The 25,250-nt window shown below is 58.9% G+C and carries 16 protein-coding genes and 5 pseudogenes; 4 read left to right on the top strand and 17 right to left on the bottom strand.

Annotated elements, in window-relative coordinates; all coding sequences use genetic code 11:
- Positions 1 to 252: 252 nt before the first annotated feature.
- Complete coding sequence (locus tag ACVW1B_RS03010; RefSeq protein ID WP_057016774.1) at positions 253 to 1,095, bottom strand: electron transfer flavoprotein subunit beta/FixA family protein; 843 nt, start codon at positions 1,093 to 1,095, stop codon at positions 253 to 255.
- A 960-nt stretch (positions 1,096 to 2,055) separates the two neighbouring features.
- On the opposite strand from ACVW1B_RS03010, the pseudogene parS reads away from it, so the two are divergent.
- Together parS and ACVW1B_RS03000 are read left to right on the top strand one after the other, a co-directional pair.
- A pseudogene (gene parS, locus ACVW1B_RS03005) lies at positions 2,056 to 2,539 on the top strand (type II RES/Xre toxin-antitoxin system antitoxin).
- A pseudogene (locus ACVW1B_RS03000) lies at positions 2,536 to 3,025 on the top strand (RES family NAD+ phosphorylase). The pseudogenes parS and ACVW1B_RS03000 overlap by 4 nt, the downstream one beginning before the upstream one ends.
- 5 nt (positions 3,026 to 3,030) lie before the next feature.
- On the opposite strand, the gene ACVW1B_RS02995 reads toward ACVW1B_RS03000, so the two are convergent.
- The 10 genes and pseudogenes from ACVW1B_RS02995 to ACVW1B_RS02950 form a co-directional block, all read right to left on the bottom strand.
- The gene (locus tag ACVW1B_RS02995) at positions 3,031 to 3,282 is read right to left on the bottom strand and encodes a DUF3551 domain-containing protein (protein ID WP_253641395.1); all 252 of its coding nucleotides are present in this window, start codon (positions 3,280 to 3,282) and stop codon (positions 3,031 to 3,033) included.
- A 371-nt stretch (positions 3,283 to 3,653) separates the two neighbouring features.
- On the bottom strand, positions 3,654 to 3,950 hold the full coding sequence (locus ACVW1B_RS02990) for a hypothetical protein (protein ID WP_069280000.1): 297 nt from the start codon (positions 3,948 to 3,950) through the stop codon (positions 3,654 to 3,656).
- Positions 3,929 to 5,889, bottom strand: a pseudogene (locus ACVW1B_RS02985) (putative bifunctional diguanylate cyclase/phosphodiesterase). Before ACVW1B_RS02985 ends, ACVW1B_RS02990 begins: the two are co-directional and overlap by 22 nt.
- 1,017 nt (positions 5,890 to 6,906) lie before the next feature.
- Positions 6,907 to 7,265, bottom strand: a pseudogene (locus tag ACVW1B_RS02980) (peptidase S10); the annotation flags it as partial.
- Between the two features lie 105 nt (positions 7,266 to 7,370).
- The gene (locus tag ACVW1B_RS02975) at positions 7,371 to 8,285 is read right to left on the bottom strand and encodes a hypothetical protein (protein ID WP_245314070.1); all 915 of its coding nucleotides are present in this window, start codon (positions 8,283 to 8,285) and stop codon (positions 7,371 to 7,373) included.
- 134 nt (positions 8,286 to 8,419) lie between these two features.
- Entirely contained in the window at positions 8,420 to 8,635 is a 216-nt protein-coding gene (locus tag ACVW1B_RS02970) for a hypothetical protein (RefSeq protein ID WP_253587752.1), read from the bottom strand.
- A 200-nt stretch (positions 8,636 to 8,835) separates the two neighbouring features.
- Positions 8,836 to 9,090, bottom strand: a complete 255-nt coding sequence (locus ACVW1B_RS02965) for a plasmid pRiA4b ORF-3 family protein (protein WP_253587753.1) — start codon at positions 9,088 to 9,090, stop codon at positions 8,836 to 8,838.
- 388 nt (positions 9,091 to 9,478) lie between these two features.
- Positions 9,479 to 10,762 (bottom strand): cystathionine gamma-synthase family protein, encoded by a 1,284-nt coding sequence (locus tag ACVW1B_RS02960; protein WP_069280004.1) that lies wholly within the window; start codon positions 10,760 to 10,762, stop codon positions 9,479 to 9,481.
- Between the two features lie 473 nt (positions 10,763 to 11,235).
- The gene (locus ACVW1B_RS02955; RefSeq protein ID WP_141713651.1) at positions 11,236 to 11,592 is read right to left on the bottom strand and encodes a hypothetical protein; all 357 of its coding nucleotides are present in this window, start codon (positions 11,590 to 11,592) and stop codon (positions 11,236 to 11,238) included.
- A 117-nt stretch (positions 11,593 to 11,709) separates the two neighbouring features.
- Entirely contained in the window at positions 11,710 to 11,844 is a 135-nt protein-coding gene (locus ACVW1B_RS02950) for a hypothetical protein (RefSeq protein ID WP_256558518.1), read from the bottom strand.
- Between the two features lie 1,125 nt (positions 11,845 to 12,969).
- Between ACVW1B_RS02950 and ACVW1B_RS02945 the strand changes: the two are divergent.
- Positions 12,970 to 13,246 (top strand): annotated as a pseudogene (locus ACVW1B_RS02945) (phospholipase effector Tle1 domain-containing protein); the annotation flags it as partial.
- A 419-nt stretch (positions 13,247 to 13,665) separates the two neighbouring features.
- Here ACVW1B_RS02945 and ACVW1B_RS02940 read toward each other — a convergent pair.
- The 5 genes from ACVW1B_RS02940 to ACVW1B_RS02920 all read right to left on the bottom strand — a co-directional run bounded on the left by ACVW1B_RS02940 (position 13,666) and on the right by ACVW1B_RS02920 (position 21,531).
- The gene (locus tag ACVW1B_RS02940) at positions 13,666 to 14,421 is read right to left on the bottom strand and encodes a hypothetical protein (protein WP_069280007.1); all 756 of its coding nucleotides are present in this window, start codon (positions 14,419 to 14,421) and stop codon (positions 13,666 to 13,668) included.
- A gap of 891 nt (positions 14,422 to 15,312) precedes the next feature.
- Positions 15,313 to 16,638, bottom strand: a complete 1,326-nt coding sequence (gene ltrA, locus ACVW1B_RS02935) for a group II intron reverse transcriptase/maturase (protein ID WP_244558912.1) — start codon at positions 16,636 to 16,638, stop codon at positions 15,313 to 15,315.
- Positions 16,639 to 17,842: 1,204 nt separating this feature from the next.
- Complete coding sequence (gene groL / locus ACVW1B_RS02930; protein WP_253603410.1) at positions 17,843 to 19,492, bottom strand: chaperonin GroEL; 1,650 nt, start codon at positions 19,490 to 19,492, stop codon at positions 17,843 to 17,845.
- Positions 19,493 to 19,580: 88 nt separating this feature from the next.
- On the bottom strand, positions 19,581 to 19,895 hold the full coding sequence (gene groES, locus ACVW1B_RS02925) for a co-chaperone GroES (RefSeq protein WP_069280009.1): 315 nt from the start codon (positions 19,893 to 19,895) through the stop codon (positions 19,581 to 19,583).
- A 1,477-nt stretch (positions 19,896 to 21,372) separates the two neighbouring features.
- Positions 21,373 to 21,531 (bottom strand): hypothetical protein, encoded by a 159-nt coding sequence (locus tag ACVW1B_RS02920; protein WP_176731409.1) that lies wholly within the window; start codon positions 21,529 to 21,531, stop codon positions 21,373 to 21,375.
- Between the two features lie 345 nt (positions 21,532 to 21,876).
- Between ACVW1B_RS02920 and ACVW1B_RS02915 the strand changes: the two genes are divergently transcribed.
- On the top strand, positions 21,877 to 22,683 hold the full coding sequence (locus ACVW1B_RS02915) for a LuxR family transcriptional regulator (protein ID WP_256558520.1): 807 nt from the start codon (positions 21,877 to 21,879) through the stop codon (positions 22,681 to 22,683).
- A gap of 731 nt (positions 22,684 to 23,414) precedes the next feature.
- Here the strand turns inward: ACVW1B_RS02915 and nifA are convergent.
- Positions 23,415 to 25,238 (bottom strand): nif-specific transcriptional activator NifA, encoded by a 1,824-nt coding sequence (gene nifA / locus ACVW1B_RS02910; protein WP_069280011.1) that lies wholly within the window; start codon positions 25,236 to 25,238, stop codon positions 23,415 to 23,417.
- Positions 25,239 to 25,250: the final 12 nt, after the last annotated feature.

Below are 25,250 nucleotides of genomic sequence, written 5' to 3'. Positions count from 1 at the left end.
TGGGAATCCCCTTTGACTGTTCCGATTCACCTCAACTGGAAACCGCTCTAGCGTGGGACCGGCCCAGTTTCGGCCAACTCGACGCATTAGGCCGCCGGAGGCATACCTCGCGCTGAGGGCGCCGGCGTGAGGACGGCGCCAATCTCGCCTGAATCATCAGCGCCAAGCTCTCCATGCCTCCGCGCTTGTCGGAGTGAGGAGGGACGCCAGGGCGTTGACGCGTTCGGGATTTTTCTCACCAAACTCTCAAGATCAAGCATCGCGGGCTAATGCGGCAAGATCGGTCTCGAGCTTCGGCTGTTGCTTGAAGATTGCGTCAATCAATGCCTGTGCGGGCTGCTCGGCGGTCTCAACCAGCGCTGCTTTCTCGGCGCGCGCAGAGGGTGCGAACACTCGCTTCACAACGGTCGGCGAACCCTTGAGACCGCATTTGGAGACGTCCTCGACGCCGGCATCATGCGCGCTCCATTTCACAATCGGCGCACGCGCAGCCCGCAGCGCATCCGCCATTGCGCCGCGCCGAATCTGGTTGGTAGCCTCCAGCATGGTGACAAGACAGGGCAGCCTGGTATGCAGCACCTGGACACCACCTTCGGAGCGCCGTTCCGCTTCAATCGTACGCGCTGCGAGATCCAAGGATCTGACCTTGGCGACGTAGGTTAGCTGCAGCACGCCAAGTCGCTTTGCAATGCCGGGACCGACCTGCGCGGTATCGCCGTCTATGGTCTGTTTGCCGGTAAAAATGAGGTTCGGCGGCCCGTATTCCTTACCAATCTTCCGAATCGCTGTTGCCAGTGCATACGTTGTGGCTAGGGTGTCGGAACCCGCAAAGCAACGATCGGTCAGCAGAACGGCACGATCCGCGCCAAAGGTCAGCGCTTTTCGCAAAGAGTCTTCGGCCGATGGTGGCCCCATTGTAAGCACGGTTATCTCGCCGCCGAAACGATCGCGCAGCTCCAGCGCGGCCTCGAGCGCGAACAGGTCATAGGGGTTGATGATGGTAGGCACGCCCTGGCGCATGATCGTATTGGTCACGGGGTGCACGCGGATCTGCGCAGAATCCGGGACTTGTTTGATGCAGACGACAGTGTGCATGGAATTGCTCCAAAAAGTTCGACAGCTGCGAACGGAACAGCAAATGTTATACCATCGCGCCTATTTTTGGATTTCTCTAGGAATTTCGAACATTTATATGGGAGAATGCGGCCCACTCTAGCTCGCTGCTCCGGGCGAAAGAGTACCGACGCGCGTCGGAGCTGCGACAGCGCCATCCAGCTACGAATGTCGGGTGAGTGACGCCAAGACCGCTTGCGAGATCACCTCCGTCCATCAGGCGCAGGCAGAATCGCGATGCGCACGGACAGGTGGCTCCGGCGAGGTGGTCCGCCGTGGCCAAACCTCGAGGGGGCGAACGCCTTGAGTTCCTGCCGCGATCGGAAGCTTCGCCGGTCTAGAACTGGCGCGCGCCGGCGTCGGAGAGATCACCTTTTTTGATTTCGACATGGTCCAACCGGCAATAGCCTGCGGGATCTTCCCCCCTTGAGAACGGAGGCATCCTTCTGGGCTGGCGTTCGGGAGAAGATTATATCGTCGTCGATCTCTGCGGTCCCGGTCCACTCGCACTTCAACGGACGGCATTGTTTGTTGCCGGATCACAAGTGGCAGATGGCCGAGATCAAAAGCGCATTCGAAGCGAGCGACGGCGATCTCGACTATCTCGGCGACTGGCAATCGCATTCCAGATGGCGCAGCTGAGATGAGCGATCTCGGTTCGGCGACGCTCTCGCGGTTAGCTCGAATCGTGACTGCGCCGCAGATGCTAACCGTCGCTGGTAGTCAAACAGACTGGACATTCCTCGATGCTGGAAAGGGGAAATCGTCCGTCCGTTGTTTCGGCGCAGATTGATGGCCACCCCGGCAGCTCGAATCCCCCATCTAAGGTCGTGAACCCACATGCGGCTCCGCGATGTAAGTGAGCCGAGCTCCATAAGAGGCCATCCCTTGATTTATCACGACATGTGACGCACATTAAGCGACACATGTCGCGAGACCACCATGACAGCGGCCGCTGAAAAACCTGTTGGGAACGTGCCGGGCAATGACCTGCAAAAAGTGGCCGATCTGCTCGGCGGACCCCGTATCCTGTCGCGCCGCATCACAAGCGCCCTCGACGCCCATGAACTTCTGCTGGACGGACTGCCTGGATCCGCGCTGAGCCACTTCGTCCGCCCACCTCCTCTTCATTCAAACAGCTTCGCTGGAAAAAGCCTTCGGAATGAGCCTTCGCACCTTTCAGCGGCGCAAGGACGCTCCGGACAAGCCGCTCAGCCAGGAGCAAAGCGGGCGAACCTGGAAGTTTGCCGAAATTCTGGCCAAGGCCACGGACGTGTTCGGTTCGCAGGAGGAGGCCGAGCAGTGGCTCGAGCGTCCGGCCATCGGTCTTGACCAGCGCCGCCCGATTGACCTGCTCGTCACGCCGGCCGGCGTCGAACTCGTTGAACAGTACCTTACGCGCCTCGCCTACGGTGTCTATGCGTGACGTCTTCCGTAGAGCCATTGGGAGGCGGCAAGCTCATCGCCTGGCGCCTCGATCCGGCACGTTACGCGTCGACCTGGGATAGTGGCGAAGGCGCTTTCCTGGCCGGCGGCCGGTGGAACAGCATAGGCGTCCGCGTCGTCTATTGTTCTCTCGATCCGGCGACAGCGATCCTGGAAGTCGCGGTTCACAAAGGCTTCAAGACGCTCGACACAGCGCCGCACGTACTGACCGCGCATCATGTCATCGACGTGTCCGACGTTCACATCGTTCGCCCCGCCGACGTTCCGAACGCCAACTGGCTGCTGCCCGGAATCCCGGGCGCAGGACAGCAGGCGTTCGGTGATGCGCTCCTGGCCAAACACCGCGCGGTGTCCAACCACAGCTGGAATCTTCGACCCGACCAAGGCGAAAGGCGCGTACCAGTAGCACATTCAGGAAGCGTTCGCACTCGATACGCGTCTTCATCCTCGACCATCTAGGTCCTGATGGCTTCATGGCAGCGACCGCCGCACACCAACGAACGACAGTCTGGTGTTATTGCCGATAATGGCGCGTTGTCGCTTTCGAACCCACTCTAACTTGGAGACCATCGGCGAATTTATAGGCTTGTCCAGGCTCGGACAGTGGGCCGCCTTTCCGACTTGCACCACCGAGTCGATCTCTGTATTGCCACCGCCGCTCGCCCCGCATGTCACTTGTCGCCCGGATGCGGACGCGAGGCACTGCGCGCGCGTCTGGTACATGCAATCGCCGGGATATCCGACGCCTCTCCCCTGCATGCACCATGGAAATCTCGAGTTCTCGCCGGAGTAACAGTTACGTATCCCGCGATCCCAAAGGCCAACGCAGCAAACAACAGAGACACGCGCATTGGTGGCTTCTCAGTTCGACGCCCGACCGTTCCAAAGGAGCGAACGACCCGTAGTTCCCCTTAGAAGCTCATTAAAGATGGCTTGATGCTGCTGGCAGCGGACGCTGGGGTCAGCAATGAGGAGATCGCCGCGAGCGTCGGGGTTCGCGGCTCGACGGTGATCTGCCTACGCGCCGTGCATGCTTCGCCCGAGTCCACGGCCTACGATATCCGACACCTCTCAGACTTGCTCTAGGTTCTACGTTAGGCGTCACGCGCCCGCAAATCCTTTTCTCCCCAGCCTCCCTCCGGCTCGCACAGCAATCTGCCAAAGCACGATTGATCGACCTCAGAGAGGTGGCGAATCTCGTCCCAATGCCGCATTAGGCAATCAATTTGGGCAACTTTGAATTTGGAGAAAGCTAGCTCCACCACACCTTTGTCATCGGTTCTGATGGCTACTCCAGCAGGCCAGGCGTCTGTTCCACTTAGGATGCGGGTGTTTACCACCATCGGAATGACGAAGGGCGCCCCGTCATTCAAGCGGCTGGTGTCGACCATCGCTTGTCTTGATCGAGCAGAGCAAAGATTTCGTCGGCCGCGACCGGCCGACCGATGAGGTATCCTTGCACTTCGTCACAATTGGCTTTTCGCAAATAGTCGAGCTGCTCGGCGGTTTCGACGCCTTCGGCGACCACGCCGATCTGCCGGTCCTGCGTCAGTGTGATGATTGATTTTACGATCGCCGCGCTCTCTGGTCGGCTCAACATGTCTCGTATGAAGGACTGATCGATCTTGATGCGAGTGTAAGGCAGTTTCAGTAAATAGGTCAGCGACGAATATCCCGTCCCGAAATCGTCAAGTGCCACCGTCACTCCCAATTGTAGGAGTGCGTTCAGGATCGATGATGCCGGCGCGTACTTCGAGATCAGCATCGATTCGGTTATTTCGATTTCGAGACGATGAGGAGCGACTCTGGCTTGGGAGAGGGCCTGCACGATTGTCTCAAGGATGCTGACGTTATGGAACTGAGCTGCCGAAAAATTCACGGCGATCCTGAGGTCAGACGGCCAGTTCGACAGCGTCGCGCAGGCGCGTCGCACCACCCACTCACCGATTCCGTGGATCAGTCCGGTCTCTTCGGCGATTGGGATGAACTCGGTCGGGGAAATTACCCCACGGACGGGATGCCGCCAGCGCAGCAAGGCCTCAAAGCCGGTGACGCGGTCCGTTCGAATATCAAAGAATGGTTGGTAAAGAAGGAATAGCTCGTCTCTGTCGATCGCGAGCTCCAGATCCTGCTGCAACGCTCTGTGCTCGTGCGCTGATTTGTCATCGGAGATCTCATAGAAACAGATCGTTCCCGGACCCGCTTGCTTGGCGCGATAGAGCGCAATGTCGGCATTCCTCAGGAGCTCATGAGGTACGTCGCCATCGCGCGGCGCCATTGCGATGCCGATGCTGGTCGCTCCCGCGATCTCACATTTTTCGATGGCGAATGGTTCGGCGAAGGCGCCGACAAACCGCTCGGCGACTTCGAAGGCATCCTCAACCTTGGTCAGATTGGTCATAACAATGGCAAATTCATCGCCGCCGATGCGCGCAACAGTATCAGTCTGCCGTACGCATCGCTGTAGTCTCGCCGCGGTCTGCACGAGAAAGTCATCGCCAGCGGGATGGCCGAATTTGTCATTCACTTCCTTGAAGCGATCGAGGTCGAGGAGAAGAACCGCGAACTCCTCGCCCGTGCGGGCGAGCCTGTTGAGGGCACCTTCGAGGCACTCATTGAAGGCAAAACGGTTCGGCAGTTGGGTCAGCGGATCCCGTCGCCCCCTCCTTTCGGCCTCCAGTTGAGCAATCGTGCGTCTGGTAAACGCGAAGGAATTGGCGAAAACGCCGGCAGGAGTACGAAGCCATAGGCCACGACCAGAATAGCGACGAGCAGATAGGCGAAATCGTCGTTTCTGCCGAGGCAAATTGCGGTACCCACAAAGATCGGAGCCGTGAACGCAACTGCCGCCACCGGAATCGTGGCGAAGGCGAATGCGCCACCTGCAAGCATTCCAGAGCAGAGACACGTTATGACGAGCTGCCCGCCATTGGAGGCATTCGCGAAGAAAGCCACCGGCACAATTGCCCAGGCAGTTCCGAGAACCAGCGCATTCCGTACCAACCGGTGCATGGCCTGGCGCGACACGAACTGGGGCTTCGTCATCAGTCGTGATGAACGCGCTTTCAGGCCTATCGATAGCGCGCCGCAGACGACAGTCGCCGCCCAGATCAGGGCAACGTTTCTGTCTGGCGAATGCCAAAGCGCAATGGCGAGTACGGTCGCATTGCAGGCGTTGGCCATCATGATGCCCAGCGAATAGCCAAGCACGAGGGAGACCTGCTCGGCACGAATGTATCCTGCAACCGTTTCATCGGTGGCCGGCCCGCCAAATGCCGCCAATTCTCCGGCTAGGAGCTTCGAGAGCCAGGAGCTCAGATATGCTCGCATTCAGGGACCCCGCAGGACTGGTTATAACGTTTGGCGCCAGCTCCGGAAGGTCGCGGCAAATCTTTGACAAAAGATAAACTCTTGATTGTACCAGCCGCCTAGCGCCGCCTGACGGCGCGCAGGAATCATTGCTGAGGGTTTGGCCGGTTACTGCGCAACTCCGTTCGTTTCGTACAGACCTATTGCTTTGATAGATCGCTAGTTCGAGTTAACTCGCGTGATGACAGCCTCAGCGCCATCTGGATGAAACAGCGAGGTGTGAGATCGATCGGGCTCGACCAAGGTTTGGCGACGCGCGCATTCCGCGGTTGAGCCGCTTGCCCCGACGACCTTCTCTTTGCGTGGCCCTCGCAGTTCGCTGTCTTACTGCACTGCACGCCAGCCAATAAGTTTCGGCAGAGGTGCCGTTGATCCCTTTTGTTCGATCGAGCCAGCCTCCTCGACCCGTCGGTCCACGCAATCAAAACTCGACAACCCGGTTGGATGCCCGCGCAGCAAAAAGAAACGCAGGACATCTGGAGCTGATCGCCGTCAGTTGACGCCGCGATGACGCTTTCTTTCAATTTCAATGACCGCGCGCAAAACTGCCCGACATGCCTCGTCGTCGCTGACGGAGCGTCCCTTTCGTACAAGCCTGAGGCTCACCACATCCGGGCTAGGCGCTCTCGCAGGCCATCCAAGCCGACTCTTTCTTGTCGCGACAGGACACTGGCCTGGGAGCGTCGCCATGCCGAGTATATCGACCAATTCCAGGAACCGTTTGTCCGAAAAGCGCTCGTTCGGCTTCGAGCGCTAGGAGAGACCGCGCCGTGCTCGCGGCGAGCCTTATTGGGGCCGCTTCGAACACCAGCACGAAGCCGCCACCACGCTCCGGGACATCTCGGCTGGTCCGGCGCGGGTCTTATATTTGGACTAGCATTTCAGTTGCGGTCTCGCGCTAAGGAGCACCGACCTCCTATGCACACAAAACGCGAACCCCCATGAGCTAGCTCGCCGTCAGCTTGATAAACACACGCCTCACTTCATCATCGCGTCAGTCTCTGCGCGAAGGCTTGGCGCGACGCGTGAATAGAACATGTGGCCGCCCCGATAGACCACGAATTTGACCCGCCGCTCCGAGGCGAAGGGTAGCAACTGATCGAGCGCCATCTTCGAACCGAAATAGGGCGTAATAAGATCGAACAGACCGTGCCCGATCAACACGTTCATCTTCGCGTCCCTCGCGAGGATCTGGCGCAGTACCGATAGCGACTGCGGGGGCACTGCCCTTGCGGAAGCTCCAGTGCCGCCAGACCGCGCCGTTGAGCAGTGGAACCGTCCGGTCGCCAGTTGAGCCTGCGCGTCAGGACATCAACGGCCGCGCACATAAGCTTGGCCGGCTTTCTTTCCTCAAGGATCGCAAGAAGTCAAATACCCTCAGCCAAGATGACATGCTACCTAGAAAGGCAGAATGGTTGCTGCCGGAACATCGGGCGAACTGTCTATTGTTGGGCAAGGAGTTCGTCGAGCGCGCGAGTGAGTTCATCTACATCAACGTCATCGTCGCACGACTCGGTCGAGATACTTACAACGCTCTCGTCATCGCCATCCTTGGCATCCCATGATTTAGAAAGGTACAGTTCAGGTTTATTTGCACGCTGCCATTCACCATCAGCATTCCTAGTCCACTTATCGGGACGCTGGGCAGGATCAAGCACCATGTTGGCTTCATCCACCTCAACAAAACCCATCGCCGCGAGGCGGGATCGCGCTTCCAGACTGACCGGAGTGGAATTGATCAATGGTCGCTCGCCATCGCGCCGAAGTTGACATTCCAGCAGAATATCCCCCGCGTTGTCGACAAGCGGATGACTAAGCCGAAGAGCTGTGGTGGATGTGATTTCAGTTCGCCCGGGAAACAGTTCCCGCCACTTTTCGCCTTCGAATACCTCATTCATCTGAAATCCAGCTTCTGTCCTTAGAAGCCCAACGCTTTCGTTGCCTAACTCATAGCTGAAATATCGAGCGTCGTCGGTATGTCTTCTGGCCGTACCGGTGCCCTCAGCCAGACTTGCCGTACGCGCAGCTTTTGAAGATACGAAAGGCGAGTACTCTTGTGAGTTCGCCGCGATATGCTTGATTTCAGCGCCATGAAAATCCTTCATTTTGTCTTTGAATTGAGACCTTGTGATCTCGATGACAGGAGGTCGCTGAGCGAGGAAGTACGACGGTGCTGCCGCCGCAGACGAACTAGCGTTCGGATTCGGCGTCGACTGAATGTCTGCAAGCACGTCCACAAACCTCGGGGTATCTGTATCAGGTTGCGCGGCACTGTTTACTGAGTACTCGATTTCACCAATTTCCCTTGCATGCGAGAGCGATTCGATACTCGACGAGCTGATAGTCCGGTTATGCATGGTAAGTCGTACTGGAGCCATTCCGAGTCCGGCCGCAAACAACGAGCTGAGACTGTACAATATGACGCGACGCACGATTCAAGCCCCTTCGATGGTTCATTGCGTGAAAACTTGCGGCTCAACCCTGAGCTCCGTCAGTCGTCGGTGGCGGTAACCGTCGATCCTCGAGCATCTTTGATTGCTTCTCCGGCGTTTAGGATGCGCCGTTGATAGGGATCCTCCTCCCACATTCGGTCGGAGATATCCCAGATCCACTCCTCGAACGGCGAGATCGCAAATGCAACGAAGCGACGGCTATGTCCGAAGTCAAAGTTAGTGCCTACCGCGCAGGCGCGGAAGAACTCCGCCAAGCGCAGTGCTTGAGTGACTTTTTGTCCCGTCGACGATTTCTCTCTGAAAATCGTTGCGGTTTTCGCGATTTCGTAATTGAGGGGCTGACCGCTTGATACGACTCGAACAAATGCAATTCGTGCCCCATCGTCGCCACGGCGTCCAACTTTCTGGACGAACCGATGATCGCATTCTGTCCTCACGTTCAGCGAGGGTAAAATCAGGGACTCGATGGTGCGACGGGATGATCTGTGAACTTGAGGCTGGACGGCAGAACAACATGCGTCGAGCCATCATAGAGATAATGGATCGTCTTGGCGCCGGTCTCTTGAACGATATCGCAGAGCCGCGCTTTGCTGGCGTCCAAGGGCTGGTGGCCGTAATCGTTGTAGGGACCAGGTATCCCCCAACGGACCTCACCAGCGAAGAACTCGAAGAGGTGGCTATTCGTCCAGCCAAATGCCGCCTGAAGCATCAGATGTAGCCTATCAAGGAGCAGGTGACGGGTACAACAAGGCGACGCATCAAAAGCCCAAAACCTGAAACGGTTAAACGTTATACTCGGGCGCTTCGTCAACCGTAACAGCGGAAGCCTCCGGCGATCCGAAGGGCGGTGATCGCGGTCGGGCACGGGATCGGGCGGCAATTGCGAGTTGGTTTCGTTTGTTGGCCCACGGGTCGCGCCGTCTCCGAATGGCTCGAAATAGAGTGAGATTAACGGCCTGCCGGCGATTCCCTGCTGAACGCATCCAGCAATGCTATTACGTTTGCCTCATGCGACAGCTTTCGGGCGCGCAGAGCAATGAGGCCGCACGCTGCGTCATGTCAGCGTGCCGCGCGTCCAATCCGCTGTGATCCCCCGCTCAAGCCGCGTTCAGCGCCTGCGCGAGGTCCGCGATCAGATCGGACGGGTTCTCGATCCCGATCGACAGCCGGATGGTGGAATCGAGCACGCCGATCTTTTGGCGAATGTCGGCGGGAACGCCGGAATGGGTCATGGTCGCGGGCAGGCTCGCGAGCGACTCGGTGCCGCCGAGGCTCACCGCCAGCTTGAGGATTTGCAGCGCATTGAGGAATTTCACCGCCGCCTCCTTGCCGCCGACGATGTCGAACGAGAAGGTCGATCCCGCGCCCAGGCATTGTCTCGCGAACACCAGCCCCGAGGGCGAGGCCTGCTCGTGATGACCGAGATAGTGAACCCTGGCGACCTTGGGGTGGTCTCGCAGATAGCCCGCCACCAGGCACGCATTCGCATCGGCCTTTTCCATGCGCAGGCTCAGCGTCTCCAATGAGCGGTTGATCATCCAGCACGAATGCGGATCGAGCTGGGTGCCGATGGCGCCGCGCAGCGCCTTGATGCCCTTGATGATCGCCCTCGATCCGAGCGCGGCGCCCGCGATCAGGTCGGAGTGGCCGCCGACATATTTCGTCAGCGAATACAGCGACAGGTCCGCACCGTGCTCGATCGGCCGCTGAAACACCGGGCCGAGCAGCGTGTTGTCGCAGGCGATGATCGGCGTGTGTCCCTGGGCCTTGCCGATAGAATCGGCGATGCGGCGGATCATCGCGATGTCGACCAGGCCGTTGGTCGGATTGGCCGGGGTCTCGATCAGGATCATCGAAACCCGCCCCCTCCCCGTCGCCTCCTCCGCGGCCTGCCTGACGGAGGCTTCATCGATGCCGTCGGCAAAGCCGACCGCGCCGATCGACAGGCGCGCCAGCGTGTTCGTCAGCAGGGTCTCCGTGCCGCCATAGAGCGGCTGGGAGTGCAGGATGACGTCGCCGGGCCGGACGAAGGCGAGGATCGTGGTCGCGATCGCCGCCATGCCCGAGGAGAACAGTGCACAGCTGTCGGTGTGCTCGTAGACCGCGAGCCTGTCCTCGACGATCTCGCTGTTGGGGTGGTTGAAGCGCGAATAGACGAGGCCCGCCCCCATGCCTTCCGGCGGCTCACGCCGGCCGGCGACGTAATCGAAGAAGTCCTGGCCGTCTTCGGCGGTCTTGAACACGAAGGTCGAGGTCAGGAACACCGGCGGCTTGATGGCGCCCTCCGACAATTGCGGATCATAGCCATAGGTCAGCATCAGGGTTTCCGGATGCAGCATATGGTTGCCGATATGGGTCTTCGACGGGAACGGTTTTACCATGGTTGCCTCGCTGTTCCGATGCTCGCCGCGCGTTGCGGGCCGAATCGGTGGTACACTGGTGCTCACAAAATCGAGCCTGTATGCAGGTTTGCCGGCACCTGCTCCGGCAGCGGATTTCCAGACAGATCTAACTCGGCACCAGCGCTCAACTGCGTCAGTGGGTTTCGGGTAGGCTGGTTAGCTGGTTGCGCCTAACGGCGAGAGTACGGAGCATAGCGGGTAAGCCCCTCCTGCGGACTCGTCAATTGATTGTCGCTGACCTCGAGATACTGGAGCGCATCAGAGAGGATCTCCGGCAGATTCGGCAACTCATTGTAGCTGACGTCGAGAAACTGAAGCGCAGGAGGAAGGGCCTCAGGCAGGCTCGCTAGTCGGTTATCACTCGCGTTGAGATAAGCGAGCACGGCCGGAAGGGCGAGCAAGTTGGTCCGCTGGTTGTGACTGACGTTCGGCGCCCGAGGGTGGCGGGCAGGCTAGCTATCGGGCAGTCTGGTTAGCCGGTTGAAGGAAACGTCGATTTGCCTGAGGTCGGTCGAAAATCTGGGCAGACTGGTCAGGGATAACGATCCGAGATCGAGATGTTGATCTCTCTCGGAGAGATTTAATCGCGTTAAGGCTTCTTCTCGATCCTCGAGTGGGCCCACGTCCCGTTCGGCAGCCCAATTTTCAACCGTCTGGTCTTGGTCGCCCTCCGCATGAGCTGAATCTGCCGCGTCATAGCTTGTCAGCACTCCGTCCCACTGCGCCCCGGCCTCGTTTTCCTGCCCCTCTCGTTCGTTCGAAGGGACCCCATCGCCGCACAGAATCTGCCCTGCCTCAAAGGGATCCATTCCATACTCCCTTGCCAGGACCGAGTAGACTCGGTCCACTACGATACGTTGTAACCTCTGAAGCACTTACCTGTCGGTAAGCTGACGAAGAAGCTTACGATTACTCACATTTTTGAGTCAGAGTTTCGCTGCCGTTGCGATATCGATGAATCGCGATAGTCCGCGCCACACGATCAGATTCCCTGGTTGCGCATCGTTGGCGCGGGCGAGATAGCCGCCGAGCCTGGCGATCTTGATGAGATAATGCGACAATGTCTTTCGTTGGGTGCTGACTGGATCTGTCTTTAACGAGCCGATCAAGCGATTGGATTTCAGCTTTGGTCAGCGCAAATTCCGGTGAGACATTTGGCGCTGAACGATTGAGCATCGTCATCCAAAAAATGCGCCAGCTCACAATGCAGAACAGTGAGATTAGATTCGTCAATCGCTGAGTAGTCCGCAGTTGCGAGTCCTCTGCCCTCCAGCCGGATTTGAGTATCTGTGGAAGACCTCAATCTTCCATCGCAGAGAATATCATTCGAGTTTCTCGATCGCACCCCTCGCGATTGCACCGGAACATCGGTCAGGAGTTTCCATTCAATCTTCTTTCTGTTCTTTGGCGCTCCTCTTTCATCAGCGTGGATCACTGTCAAAATCAAAGCGGGATACCGCGACGGCTTGTCAGCGCTTCCCGAACGACGATCAGGAAAGCCGCGCACCGCAATTGCGCAGAGAAATTGTTGCTCCTCGGTGGCTACTACACCTCGCAAATGAGGCCGCGATGAAATTGACTGGCCGCCGAGCCAGAGCCCACGGCGGGATAGCAAGCAAGTATTTGCAGCCAGAAGCGCTAGAATAGGTTGACAGATACTGCACTTTGCGCGAGTAATGTTACTACGCACAACTACCATGGCCCGTAAGTGTGGAGTGTGCTCATGGCCGAAGTTCTCTTCCGCGCGGGAATCGTCGCGTTAGGACTTAGCCCGATCGCAATAACAGCCGTTATCCTGCTTATTTGAAGGGTTGCAGCAACCTGCCCGCGCCCCACGCGGGCTGGTAGATGGCCCCAGCAACTGCCTCCACCGGCCCCCAAATAGTTGCTGGGGCCGCTCATAAAGAGGCGGCTCGGTTGGCGGAGTCTCGGCTTAAAGGCCTCGCAGGGCGGCTTGGCGTATCGCTGCCGACCTTACGCAAGGTCGAAACGGGTGACGCTGGAATGACCTCGGGACATTCCTTACCGCTCTATGGCTTCTCGATCTGTCGCCAGACTTAATAACTGCGCTTGATCCGGCAAGGACGAAATTGGCCTGACACGCGAAATGGCCGGGGTGCCGAAACGAGCCAGACCAGCTGCGAACATGAATCTTGACCAGCTCTGTATGCTACGTCTTCGCGCACTACGCCTTCATCATCAACCACTACGAACCCGGTGATCGAATCTTCCTTATTGGCTTTAGTCGCGGTGCTTACACCGTCCGCAGCCTGGCGAACTTGCTTATGCTTTGCGGGGTACCGACCAAGACACCAACAGGTCCCCTAATGCGCTTCCGGAAGCAAGTGGACGACATCGCTACGGAGGTCGCTCGTCACGGTGGTGCTTGAGCATGGCGCCGGATATCCACGTGATCAATATGCAGCTGAACGCTTCGAGCAGGCGATTCGCGAGAAATATGGAGTGCCGGCGCTGCCGGCGTTCGCCCGCTTGGAGGCGTTCACGAGCGCCAGCGAGAAGGCAAAACAATCAGGCGCCAGCGCCGTCATCCCGGCCAGCGCCCCAAACTTGCCTATTGCACGGATGATATTTTGCTGGGGCTCAAGCGCCTGGTGGAACGCGAGGGCGCCATTTTCGCGCGATTGATCAACGACGATCCCGAGTTGCCCTGTCGGTAACCGTGGCTCACCATTTTGGCAACCTCTCAAAGGCCTATCGGTTGCTCGGTCTCGTCCGCCTGAAAGATAAGCCTGCGCGATTTGGCTTGCGACGACGATAGCTGGCGATACTACTCATGTGCGCGACGAGCCGCTCAGACATTGACCGCTTAGTTGCTTGGACCGGCACAGCGCCGAGCATACATTCAAGCGCCTCCCGCGATCTTATTCCATATACGAGGCGCTCCAAACCCTGAGGGCCCGGGGTGCCAGACTGGTATCGGCTAATTTGCTCCAGGACTTGCCCACTTCGATCCAGCGGCATTTCCGCGCTGGCAAGGTCTCCAGCATTTTTTGGGCGATGGGTGCAAGACTCGCAGCTTCGGAGTTTGGGGCAAGGCCAGCATCTTCAAGGATTTTCACAGCGGCCTCTTGGGATCGCGTCCACGCTGCTTCGGTGAACCTCCTCTCCGAGAAGTACTCAAAACAGGTGCGAAACGTCAGAGCGCGGCCGATGATCTTATGGTTTGGTAGCCCCGTCTCACTCAGCCATCGGCGCAAATGGTCACACCACTCCTGGCTGCTGAAATCGAGAAGATTGCCACCTTCGAAGATCAAAAGCGCCGCCATGCCGGCGATTTCGCATCGCACGTCTTCATCTTGTTTTTCGAACCAGTCGCGGATTGCTTGCAAGGGCGTCCTCGGCCGATTTACGGCCCATATCTTTGTCGCGCCGGTCCGATTGAACGGGACGACGTTTTCCAGTGGGGGCATGCGCGGCCAGGGCTTCCCCTTTGCGTCCCATAAGACCCAACGCTCTGCGATCGCCTTTGCTTCTTCCGGCGACCTGGTTCGCCAAAGCTCCTTGAGCGCCTCGTCGACGTAGTATGAAACATCCGCCTTCAGGCCGCATATACGCGCGATTGCTGCGAGGCGTCCGGCGTCAAGGAGCCGGGCCGCGAAGTTGTTCTCTGCGTTCATTTTCCGAGGTCTTTCGCGCCCTCTCCAGCGCGTCCCGCTCATTCTGCTCTAAACACACCACGAAACGCTATTCACGCCGTTGGAAGTTAGCGGCAACGTGACAAGACGCCCGTCGGTATCGGCCGAGCAGACGCCCTCTTGATTTATGTCACGCGCCGCTAAACTCAGCGGCCAGCCACGGCCTCAACTTGCAATGGTAGCCAAGCCTGGAGAAGCCCCTAGGCATAGCTAGGGTTTGCATTCTTCGTGCCAAGCAATAGTCGACAGTTCGCACCATGCTGTGTTGGCTTTGTCTGCTTTCCAACATACTAAGGTCTCAATCCTTGCAGTCGAGCCTGTCCGTAGCAGACTGTTGTCGATGCCGCCGTCTCCATCGAGAGCTATGCGTCCAAATTCCAGTTTTCCGCCGCTCGCTGACTTCGCGAAGGAAGTTAATTATCTAGTGCACGAAGCGTCGTACGAACCCGGTCTGGACGCCGTTGTGAGAGCCATTACACCCGCGCGGATACTGTGGGCCGCATCGCAGCGATGGCGAACGTGAAAACACTTGTTCTCAATCATTTCGTGCCTGCGGGTGATAACAACGCGGCACCCGACGTATGGAGGGAAGCGGTTCGGACGACAATGGAGGCAACATCGTTGTCGGAAGAGACCTGCGTCAGCTTACGCTGTAAGTGAGAGGCTGGAGGCATCTACACTGGCCCTTTTTCAACTCCGCATGAAGTTCGGGCTCGGGCTACGCATGCCAGCATAACAAGGGACATGAACACGGCGAATCGGGATAGGGGGAGTCTCGCGACTCTCCCACCGGGTCACCGGCGGTCGCCCGCCCCCGGTTCCCACAGAACGTGGCGTGCGGATTTCCCGCACCGACGCTCTTCGACAGTTGGTTCACAGCACTGCAAGCGCTTGCAGCTCCCGATAAGGGAGGCGCAGCTTAGGCTTCAGCAACGGTGTCCGTTCTTTGATTTGGTTGAAGGCGTCCCAAGTGAGGCGTCGTCCTGCCCAGCTGCGGCTGCGCAGCATTCCGCGCCAGTAACGCTCCACGGCCCGATAGACTTTTACGAGGCTCCGGAGATTTCCGGCGACGCCGTAATAGCCATAGTGGCCGCGCAGGACGAGGTTGATTTCATCGGCCTGGTCACTGATCTTGTAATGCCGTATTTGCCGCATCAGCTCCTGCAGAGACATAAGGCTGCGCTTTAGCCGAGATTTCTCGGTGCGCATCCCAACCTTGAAGTTGCCTTTTTGGTTTCGCGTGCAATAGAGCGTCAGCCCCAGAAAGTAGATTGTTTCCGGGCGGTTTCTACCGCGTTTGCCCGCATGTCTTTGCGCGAACCGACCAAACTCGACCAACTTGGTCTTGGTCGGCTCTAGAGTGAGGCCGAACTTCCCCAACCGAAGACGCAAGGCCTCCTGTACGCGGGTGGCGTCCGATCGATATTGGAAGCAGATCACAAAGTCGTCGATATAGCGCACCAGTCGGGCTTCGCCCCGCAACCGACCCTTCACCACGCGTTCGAACCAGAGGTCGAGAACGTAATGAAGGTAGAGGTTGCTCAAAAGCACACTGATCGATCCGCCTTGTGGCGTTCCTTGTTCGCTCGGGTGCACCGCTCCGTCTTCCAGGATGCCCGCTTTCAACCAGCGCCGGATCAAGCTGATCAGGCGCGGATCACCGACTCGATGTTCGACAAACCGGAGGACCCGATCATGATCGAGACTCCCGAAGAAGTTCTTCAAATCCGCCTCCAACACCCAGCTGATCATGCCGCCGGCGATCACCTCATTGAGGGTCGCCAAGGCATGATGGGCGCTGAGCTTCGGCCTGCCGCCGAACGAGCAGGGTAAGAAGTCCTGCTCGTAAATAGCGGCCAGCACCTCAGCCGTGCTGCGCTGGAGCGCCCGGTCGGCGACAGTTGGAACCCCGAGGGGGCGCTTCTCCGTCTTACCGGGCTTGGGGATATAGACCCGCCGAATGTTCGGCGCCCGATATCCCTGGCGATGGATGGATTGGAGCATTGGCCCTATCCAGTCCTCGAAGCTCTCCTTCGCCGCCTCCACCGTCTGTCCGTCCACCCCGGCGGCGGAGCGCTTCGGAATCTGTAATAGATTCTTTTGCACTCGGTCGCGCGTGATGTGATGGGCCAACGAGGTGAAGCGAAGATTTGTCTCGCGCCGAGCTTTCACTGCTATTTGTTCAAGTTTCGTTTCCATGGTCAGCTGATCTTCTCTTTGCATAGAAGGCCGTAACTCCCGTTGAATGGAGCCCATGTCGCCCAAGAACAATTCAACTACCGCTGACCGCTTCCCCATGTGGCCGGCTCTCCCGTCCTCGGAGTACTATCGGTCAGTCTGACTTCCACCCGGTCGTCAGACCCTTCTCACCTCAGCGGCTTGGCAGGTCTTACAAGCTTGCGCTTGAACCGGATGGATCTCCCTTGTTCACGCTGCTTCCTTTGATTGCATGCTGGCGGTACGAACCCCGGGAGCACCTCTGACCGCTCGCGTTGTCGCGGCCTGCGGTTCCGCCTTCCCCTTTGAGAGACAGGGTCGGCTACTCCGATCACGTTCGATTTCGGGGCTATTTTCCCGTTCACTTCATTCCGGCCTACAACCTCCCTGTCTACGCTTCGCAACGGCCGTTACCGGACGCCACGCAAGACTCGGTTCGCGGCTGCTCGCTAGGCTTTGCCGCGGCCGTCATCTCAGACGGCAGACTTCAACGCGCTTGCAAGGCGCAACTCCCACACCACCGTACATACGGGTCCGTATACGGCGGTTCACCGGATTAAGCGCGAACGGTTTGTTTTGCGTCCGCGCCAGAGGCTCAGATAGTGGTCTCCGTCGTGTCGGCTTCGGCCCCTTTGAGCGGCGCCGTCCGGGCTTCACCCTTTCCCGCCGCTCCAAAGGCCAGTGACCTGGATTTCAGCCGCATGGCCGGCTCGAGGCTTCCACATCCAAACGTCTTTCCAGCGTTCGGGCCTTCAGCGAAACTCGTTCCGCCTACTATGCCGTCTGCTGACTTCTCCGTCGCGATCACGGACCTTGCGGCCCGCTCAGTCCGGTCGCCCGGACACGCCGAAGATCTCCCGAGGTAAGTTCGACCGCCTTCCCTGCACGCCCGCCGGATTTACCACCCCAACCCTTGATGACTGTGGACTTTGCGATCATTGGCTCGCTCGTCCGGTTGGGTAGGCCTCGTTATCCGGTTTTTGTCCATCGGGCCGCAGGTTTGCTCCACGCTTCCTTCAGACCCCACCTCGCGATGACGCCCTTGCGCTTCGCTAACCCTTCGCCGCCATCAGGCTGGGTAAAGGACTTCCACCTCCAAGCTGTCGAACATGCTCGGCACACCAAGAAAAAACCCCGGCATTGGTGCCGGGGCTCTGTAATTCTCGTATTGTTCGATGCGGCTGGATCAGAAGTCCATGCCTCCCATGCCGCCCATGCCGCCGCCCGGGGGCATGGCCGGGCCGGCTGCGGCTTTCTTCGGCAGCTCGGCGACCATGGCCTCGGTAGTGATCAGCAGCGCCGCCACGGAGGAGGCGTTCTGGATGGCGGTGCGCACGACCTTGGTCGGGTCGATGATGCCCTTGGACACCAGGTTGCCGTACTCGCCGGTCTGCGAGTCGAAGCCGTAGGCGTACTGTTCCTTCTCGAGGATCTTGCCGACGATCACCGAACCGTCTTCACCGGCGTTGATCGCGATCTGGCGAGCGGGAGCCGACAGCGCCTTGCGCACGATTTCGACGCCGGTCTTCTGGTCGTCGTTCTTGGTGCGCAGGCCCTTGAGCTGCTCGGCGGCACGGAGCAGAGCGACGCCGCCGCCTGGGACGATGCCTTCTTCGACAGCCGCACGGGTCGCGTGCATCGCGTCATCAACGCGATCCTTGCGCTCCTTCACCTCGACTTCGGTCGCGCCGCCGACTCGGATCACCGCGACGCCGCCCGCGAGCTTGGCGAGACGCTCCTGGAGCTTCTCACGGTCGTAGTCCGAGGTGGTCTCCTCGATCTGCGCCTTGATCTGGGCAACGCGCGCCTCGATGTCGGCCTTCTTGCCGGCGCCGTTGACGATCGTGGTGTTCTCCTTGTCGATCATCACCTTCTTGGCGCGACCGAGCATGTTGAGCGTGACGTTCTCGAGCTTGATGCCGAGGTCTTCCGAGATGGCCTGGCCGCCGGTCAGGATCGCGATGTCCTGCAGCATGGCCTTGCGGCGATCGCCGAAGCCCGGAGCCTTGACGGCCGCGACCTTCAGGCCGCCACGCAGGCGGTTGACGACGAGGGTGGCGAGGGCTTCGCCTTCGACGTCCTCGGCGACGATCACCAGCGGCTTGCCGGTCTGCACCACGGCCTCCAGCAGCGGCAGCAGCTCGTTCAGCGAGGAGAGCTTCTTCTCGTTGATGAGGATGTAGGCGTCGTCCATCTCAACGCGCATCTTGTCGGCGTTGGTGACGAAGTAGGGCGAGATGTAGCCGCGGTCGAACTGCATGCCCTCGACGACGTCGAGTTCGGTCGCGAGCGACTTGGCTTCCTCGACCGTGATCACGCCCTCATTGCCGACCTTCTTCATGGCGTCGGCGAGGAACTTGCCGATCTCGGCATCGCCGTTGGCCGAAATGGTACCGACCTGGGCGATCTCCTCGTTCGAGGTGACCTTCTTCGAGTTCTTCTGGAGGTCCGCAACGACGGCTTCGACCGCGAGGTCGATACCGCGCTTCAGGTCCATCGGGTTCATGCCGGCGGCGACCGACTTGGCGCCCTCGCGGACGATCGCAGCCGCCAGCACGGTGGCGGTGGTGGTGCCGTCGCCGGCCGCGTCAGCGGACTTGGAGGCGACTTCGCGCACCATCTGGGCGCCCATGTTCTCGAACTTGTCGTCGAGCTCGATCTCCTTGGCGACGGTGACGCCGTCCTTGGTGATGCGGGGGGCGCCGAACGACTTCTCGAGCACGACGTTGCGGCCCTTCGGACCGAGGGTGACCTTCACGGCGTTGGCGAGGATGTCGACGCCGCGCAGCATGCGGTCGCGGGCGTCGACGCCGAATTTGACTTCTTTGGCTGACATATTGGTTTCCCTGAGTGTTTAGATCGGTCTCCCCCTTGGCGAGGCGCCCGGCAGGCGCTCCTCAGGGGTGAGCGGTGCGAGCGGTTGGTTAGGCGGCCTTCTTCTTGGAAGCGGGGACGTCGAGCACGCCCATGATGTCGCTTTCCTTCATGATCAGCAGGTCTTCGCCGTCGATCTTGACCTCGGTGCCCGACCACTTGCCGAACAGGACGCGGTCGCCGACCTTGACGTCGATCGGGGTCAGTTTGCCGCTCTCGTCGCGGCCGCCGGGGCCGACGGCGATGACTTCGCCTTGCGAGGGCTTTTCCTTGGCACTGTCCGGAATGATGATGCCGCCAGCAGTCTTCTCTTCAGCGTCGATGCGCTTGACCACGACGCGGTCGTGAAGCGGACGGAATTTCATGCAGTCCTCCTAAGCGTTTGCACGAGCTAGAGATTTTCAGATGTTAGCAATCGATGCCCATGAGTGCTAGTTTCGGGCCGAGCTGAGATAGGATAGGATTTTTGCGGGAGCAAGGGACTCTGGCAGAAAAAATAGGCAGCTCACGTCGAATGCGACCCAGTACATGGCGCGCGTCGGCTTCGAATATTCGACGGATGTCGGCAGCCGGCTCCCGCGAGACGGAGCTCCAGCCTTCGCGCATCGATCTGCCGCCGCCCACCCCTTCTCCAGTCGTGCTCGCGGTGAAGGATGCGGCGCCTTACCTTCCGGAGCCTCGCGACGTGATCAGATTCCTGCTTGGCCACCGAGTGACGCAAACTCACATTTCCCGCGGCTGCCCTCGCATCCCTGTCCTGTCCGCATTATTACGATTAACTCTCTGTTTGCATTGGGGATCGGGCGATTTTAAGCTTTACTCGCGTATGGAGCCCCCTTGTCGCCTAAGAACAGCTCTGACGAGGTCGCACAGGCCTTTCGTCTCTTAACAGCCTTTCGTGCGCTCTGAACTTCTGCCGACGCGTCGACGCGTCATCGAGATAGTCGAGTCTATGTCAGCGGACATCGAACCCCGGACCATTGCTCACCCATCGGTCGACCAGAGCAAGTCCTGAGAAAGGCGCGGCGGGCAATTCCTAGAGAGCTGCCATTGTGTCGCACTCGACGAACGAAAACTCTTAGTCTTGCCAAGACCCGGCGGCGGCATGGACCGCTGAAGTGATTTGCCAGATTGTAGCTGCATCGAGTTTGGCCCCGCAGGAGCCATGCTTTCAAAGGTTCAACCTGGCAGGCTTACGGCCGCCCGAGGGGCGCGAGCGAGCAAAACCTGCATGGCCGATCTCAGCCGGACGCGCCCTCCGGCTCGTCGGCACTACTATGCGGAGAGGAACCATTCGTGGCGAGGATACGTGCAGATTACAAGCGAATGTGCTGAGCCGCCTCAACGACAGTCCTACGATTCAACGACCTACTGTCGATCAGAAGGTCACACAAATCTTGCCAAAATGGGTCCCTTCGCGGAGAAACGGCTCGGTAGGCCCGAGCAACTCTCGTGCGCGCAGAGTAGAATCGGCCATTTCACCGGAAGAAGCGGAAAGACGGTCTACCACGATCGGCTCTTCAATTGGCAGTATTCGCACTTGACCGGGCTGTGAGAGGGGAACGCTTCCTTTTTCCGACCGGTTGGAAGAGAGGGCGAGGGCCGCAAGCTACCCTCTTCGTGGTTTGGGCCAACTTGTGCCTGGGCTTACGCAAATGGTGCGTCGCGTTTTCCTCGGATGTCACCATTACCGCAATGCGTTCGCGATTCTCCGGGCCCGACTTGCCCGGAAGCCATTGTTTCCAGCTCGCTTTTTTCTAGCTCTGCAGTTGGCACGACAGTTGCTGTGTTAGATTCACGATCTCTCCCCTTCGGAGATGCGCATGCAAAGTATCCTCTGGATCAAGCAGCTCTCGCTACTGTGCGTATCTCCAGTTGCACCTTCAGCGCGGGGATCATCTGCGTCATGGGTTCTTCATGTGCGCTGGACGTCTCCAACGCACCTGCGCAGGCGTCCGCCATCATGAAACGGTCACCGTGCTGCTCGACGGCCGCATCCATGAGACCATCCAAGAAAGCAGCATCAGCGAATCGCTCACGGTCCCACTCGCAAGGGGAGTAAGAAGAATGACGCTGCTGTTGGGTTCGGCGGCAAGTAGAGGATTGATGTCAGCACCGTATGGGCCGAGCGGCGCACCGCCTGGTTCACCAGCGCTCTCTCTCAACTGAATCCCGAACCGCACGTTCAGCATCTCCACGAAGGACAGGAACAGAAGCTCCGCTCTTTGACGGCACGATTGTGCCGGCACAGCTTGGAGAAGGATAACAAACTCCGGGATCAGCGTGACGCAAAGCGACGTGGGCGTCCCTAAGCTCTCATGAAGACAAAAGGTAAGAGTGCAGGCCATGGAACGGAATTTAACTCGCCGTGAAACAAGCGTCACTCCACACATTGATAGTCCTGAATGGGCCTGCAAGGCTACGATCGTGGATCTTTTTAGTTTCACCGAATGCGCAAGCCAGACGCATTCGCTCAAAGCGCTGTTCGATCTCCTGGTAAACTTTGCCACGAAGGAGGGATTCAGTGAAGTTGCCTACGGGACGCTTAATTTCGACGCGCCGCTCCAGCTTAGCGAGTGTCCACCGCCCACAGTGGCTGTGAAGTGGCCACCCGAGTGGTGCGACCGATATTTCAAACGCAAATACCATATGATCGATCCGGTGGTCCGGCGAACACCGACGCTTTCGCGACCGTTCCTTTGGGATCGTCTCGCTGATCACTATCAACTTCAGCCCGACGAGAAACGCGTACTCGACGAGGCGAGGGACGCAGGCCTGAAGCATGGGATGAGCGTGCCACTATTTGGTCCATTGGGGCAAGTATCGGTTGCGTCCTTCGCATCACCCTTCGATGACGCTGATCCTCAGGATCGCATCGGCCATCTAAACACACTAGCCTGGCACTTTCACATCGCCTATCGCGAGATTGCTCGCCCCTCTAGCAGCGGCGGTGACAAACGGGTTGCACTTTCACAACGCGAGATCACCTGTCTGCGCTGGGTGAAAGAGGGCAAATCGTCATGGGCAATCGGGAAAATCCTAGAAATCAGCGAGAATACCGTCAATTTTCATATCAAAAACGCTATGCGAAAACTGGGGGCGAGCAGACGGACCCAAGCGGCCTTTACGGCTGATCAACTCAATCTTCTCTGAATTCGTCTAATGGAGTGACTCACCGACCGGCTAAGATGCTCCGCCATAATAAATAGCTGCCTTGGCCCCGCACGTAAGGACAGCCCCTTCGACCGGATTTCCTCTGCATGATAAGAAATTGATAACAATTTCTTGCGCAAACGCGAGCTCCGCTTGTGTTTACTTCATCATCGCTTCGACCTCTGTTTGAAAAGCTTGGCGCGCGAGGCACCTCGCGAATAGAACATGTGGCCTCACGGAAAACACGACAAGTTTAAGCGCAGTGCCGAGGGGCGGCTGAAAACCCTGAAGGGTCTAACACTCTGCAATGCGGGACTCTTCTCAGAACGGTTCAGACTCAAGCCGCTCCGGGAAACGCCGGGACTAAACACCTAGCTCGCTGCTCCGGACGAAAGAATACCGACGCGCGTCGGAGCTGCGACAGCGCCATCCAGCTACGAACGCCAAGTGACTTGCGAGATCACCTCCGTTCCCAACAGGCGCGGGCAGAATCGCACGATGCTCATAACTGAAACCTCTTGCCCTGGAGCGAAGCCGACCCAATTCCCACGTGGTCCTGATGCTCCCGCGCTCAAGATGGACCGCCGTCGCACGTCGCCTTACCAAACCGGCATCGCAGGCGAGTTGATCCTGTCACGCATGGTAATCTGCCGCCGAGGCCGGACGCGCCTCCGATTCGATCTCATTGGATGCGTCCCCGAAACCCCATTGTCCTCTCACGGGACCGCGCTTCAGAACCGTTTAATCTCGATTCCGTACTTCCTCAGCGCGTAGCCGATCTGGCGCGGCGTTAGTCCGAGCAAGCGCGCGGCTTTTGCCTGCACCCAACCAGATTTTTCCATGGCCGCAATGACCCGCTCGCGATCGGCCATCTTTGCGCCACTTACGAGAACTGTGCCGGGAGGCGCCGGCGAGGCCAGTTCGCTGCCGACGGGCGGGACCAGCGCAGCCGCTTCAGACAGCGAAGTGATCGGCTTGACCGGCACGGGCACGGTCGGTGCCGGCTGGACTGTCGCCTCCTCCGATGTACTTTTCCAGAGCATCGCGGAAAGGCACTGACCATGGCAACATGCAAAGTCATTTCTCACGATCGATGGTCCGGACGACAGGGTCGCGGTGCGCTCGATACAGTTCTCGAGCTCACGGACATTGCCTGGAAAGCCGCAGTTCATCAGCACATCGATCGCACTCGCCTCCAAGGTCAGCGCGCGGCCATTCTCGTTGTTGAAATTCCTGAGAAACTCGCCGGCCAGCAGCGGAATGTCACTGCGTCTTTCGCGCAGCGGTGGCAGCAGCAAGGGAACGACGCTGATGCGATAGTAAAGGTCCGCGCGAAACTCGCTTCTTGCTACAGCCTCTTCAAGGTTCTTGTTGGTCGCAGCGATAACTCGAACATCGACTTTGATAGTCTGGTTGCTGCCGACCCGTTCGAACTCCTGCTCCTGCAGGACGCGCAGCAACTTCGCCTGGAACGGCGCTGAGATCTCGCCTATCTCGTCAAGAAACAACGTCCCTTTGTCAGCAAGCTCGAAGCGCCCCTTGCGCAAGCTGAACGCGCCAGTAAAGGCACCCTTCTCATGACCGAACAATTCGGATTCCAGCACCGTCTCGGGGAGCGCCGCGCAATTCAGCTTAACGAACGGCCGCTTGGCGCGGGAAGATGATTCGTGAATGGCCTTGGCTACAAGTTCCTTTCCGGTACCGGATTCGCCGCGCAGCAGAACCGTGCTGTTCGATTTGGCAACGACTGCGATCTTCTCGAGCAACCCGCGCAGCGCCGGGCTGTCGCCAATGATCCCGTGGATCGGCAGCTTCTTACGCTCCCTTGGCGGCTGCCTAAGCTCGAACAATTGCTTTTGCAGACGGTCCTTCTCCGTCATCAGCCGCTCGCGGTCGCAGGCGACCAAGCGATGCAGCCTCACTGCCTGTCCCACTAGGTTGGCGATCATGGCGAGCAGCCGCGCATCATAATCGAGCCGGAGGTTCGACCTATCGTCACGGACTCGGTCGACCGTCAACGTACCCACGACTTTGGGGTCAATCCGGATCGGAACTCCGATGAACGACACCGGCATATTTTCCGAAGCCCCGAGCACTTCCAGGTCAGCTGCGCTGAACGCCGATTCCGCTGCCACGTTCTCGGCGACAAGAGGCCTGTCGGTCACAACGATCTGGTCGATTGCCTTCCGCGGCAGGCGCATCCGGTAGCGTTCGTCGCTGCCTTCGCTCCAACCGGCACCCACCGTGATGTCCGGCATCCCGTCATCGTCGAACAGTGAGACGATACCATGTCGCATCTGCACGAACGATTGCAGAAGCCCCACGACGTTGGCCAACGTGACTTCGAGCCGGCAGGGAGCGGTGAGTACCTTCGATATCTCGAAGATGCCGGTCAGCGCGCTTTCGCCCAGCGGCTCGCCCGAGAGCTCGCGCTCCGTCTCCGCGTGAGAGGCAGGTCTTTCGCGCGCGGAAGCAATATGCAGCATGAGGCGGTCTCCGTTTTCTTGATCATCCTCCCTCTCAACTTGTTCAAGTTTACGAACTTCGTTTTGCATGTCATGCTCAGT

The organism is Bradyrhizobium sp. USDA 4502 (genome assembly GCF_054063355.1).
This window is presented reverse-complemented; position numbering and strand designations above follow the sequence as displayed.

Excerpts from the sequence above, each read along its gene's own strand:
- ACVW1B_RS03010 (WP_057016774.1), bottom strand. The coding sequence starts at position 1,095 with ATGCACACTGTCGTCTGCATCAAACAAGTCCCGGATTCTGCGCAGATC.
- ACVW1B_RS02995 (WP_253641395.1), bottom strand. The coding sequence starts at position 3,282 with ATGTACCAGACGCGCGCGCAGTGCCTCGCGTCCGCATCCGGGCGACAA.
- ACVW1B_RS02990 (WP_069280000.1), bottom strand. The coding sequence starts at position 3,950 with ATGGTCGACACCAGCCGCTTGAATGACGGGGCGCCCTTCGTCATTCCG.
- ACVW1B_RS02975 (WP_245314070.1), bottom strand. The coding sequence starts at position 8,285 with ATGCATAACCGGACTATCAGCTCGTCGAGTATCGAATCGCTCTCGCAT.
- ACVW1B_RS02965 (WP_253587753.1), bottom strand. The coding sequence starts at position 9,090 with ATGCTTCAGGCGGCATTTGGCTGGACGAATAGCCACCTCTTCGAGTTC.
- ACVW1B_RS02960 (WP_069280004.1), bottom strand. The coding sequence starts at position 10,762 with ATGGTAAAACCGTTCCCGTCGAAGACCCATATCGGCAACCATATGCTG.
- ACVW1B_RS02955 (WP_141713651.1), bottom strand. The coding sequence starts at position 11,592 with ATGGATCCCTTTGAGGCAGGGCAGATTCTGTGCGGCGATGGGGTCCCT.
- ACVW1B_RS02940 (WP_069280007.1), bottom strand. The coding sequence starts at position 14,421 with ATGAACGCAGAGAACAACTTCGCGGCCCGGCTCCTTGACGCCGGACGC.
- ltrA (WP_244558912.1), bottom strand. The coding sequence starts at position 16,638 with ATGGAAACGAAACTTGAACAAATAGCAGTGAAAGCTCGGCGCGAGACA.
- groL (WP_253603410.1), bottom strand. The coding sequence starts at position 19,492 with ATGTCAGCCAAAGAAGTCAAATTCGGCGTCGACGCCCGCGACCGCATG.
- groES (WP_069280009.1), bottom strand. The coding sequence starts at position 19,895 with ATGAAATTCCGTCCGCTTCACGACCGCGTCGTGGTCAAGCGCATCGAC.
- ACVW1B_RS02920 (WP_176731409.1), bottom strand. The coding sequence starts at position 21,531 with ATGGATGCGGCCGTCGAGCAGCACGGTGACCGTTTCATGATGGCGGAC.
- ACVW1B_RS02915 (WP_256558520.1), top strand. The coding sequence starts at position 21,877 with ATGGAACGGAATTTAACTCGCCGTGAAACAAGCGTCACTCCACACATT.
- nifA (WP_069280011.1), bottom strand. The coding sequence starts at position 25,238 with ATGCAAAACGAAGTTCGTAAACTTGAACAAGTTGAGAGGGAGGATGAT.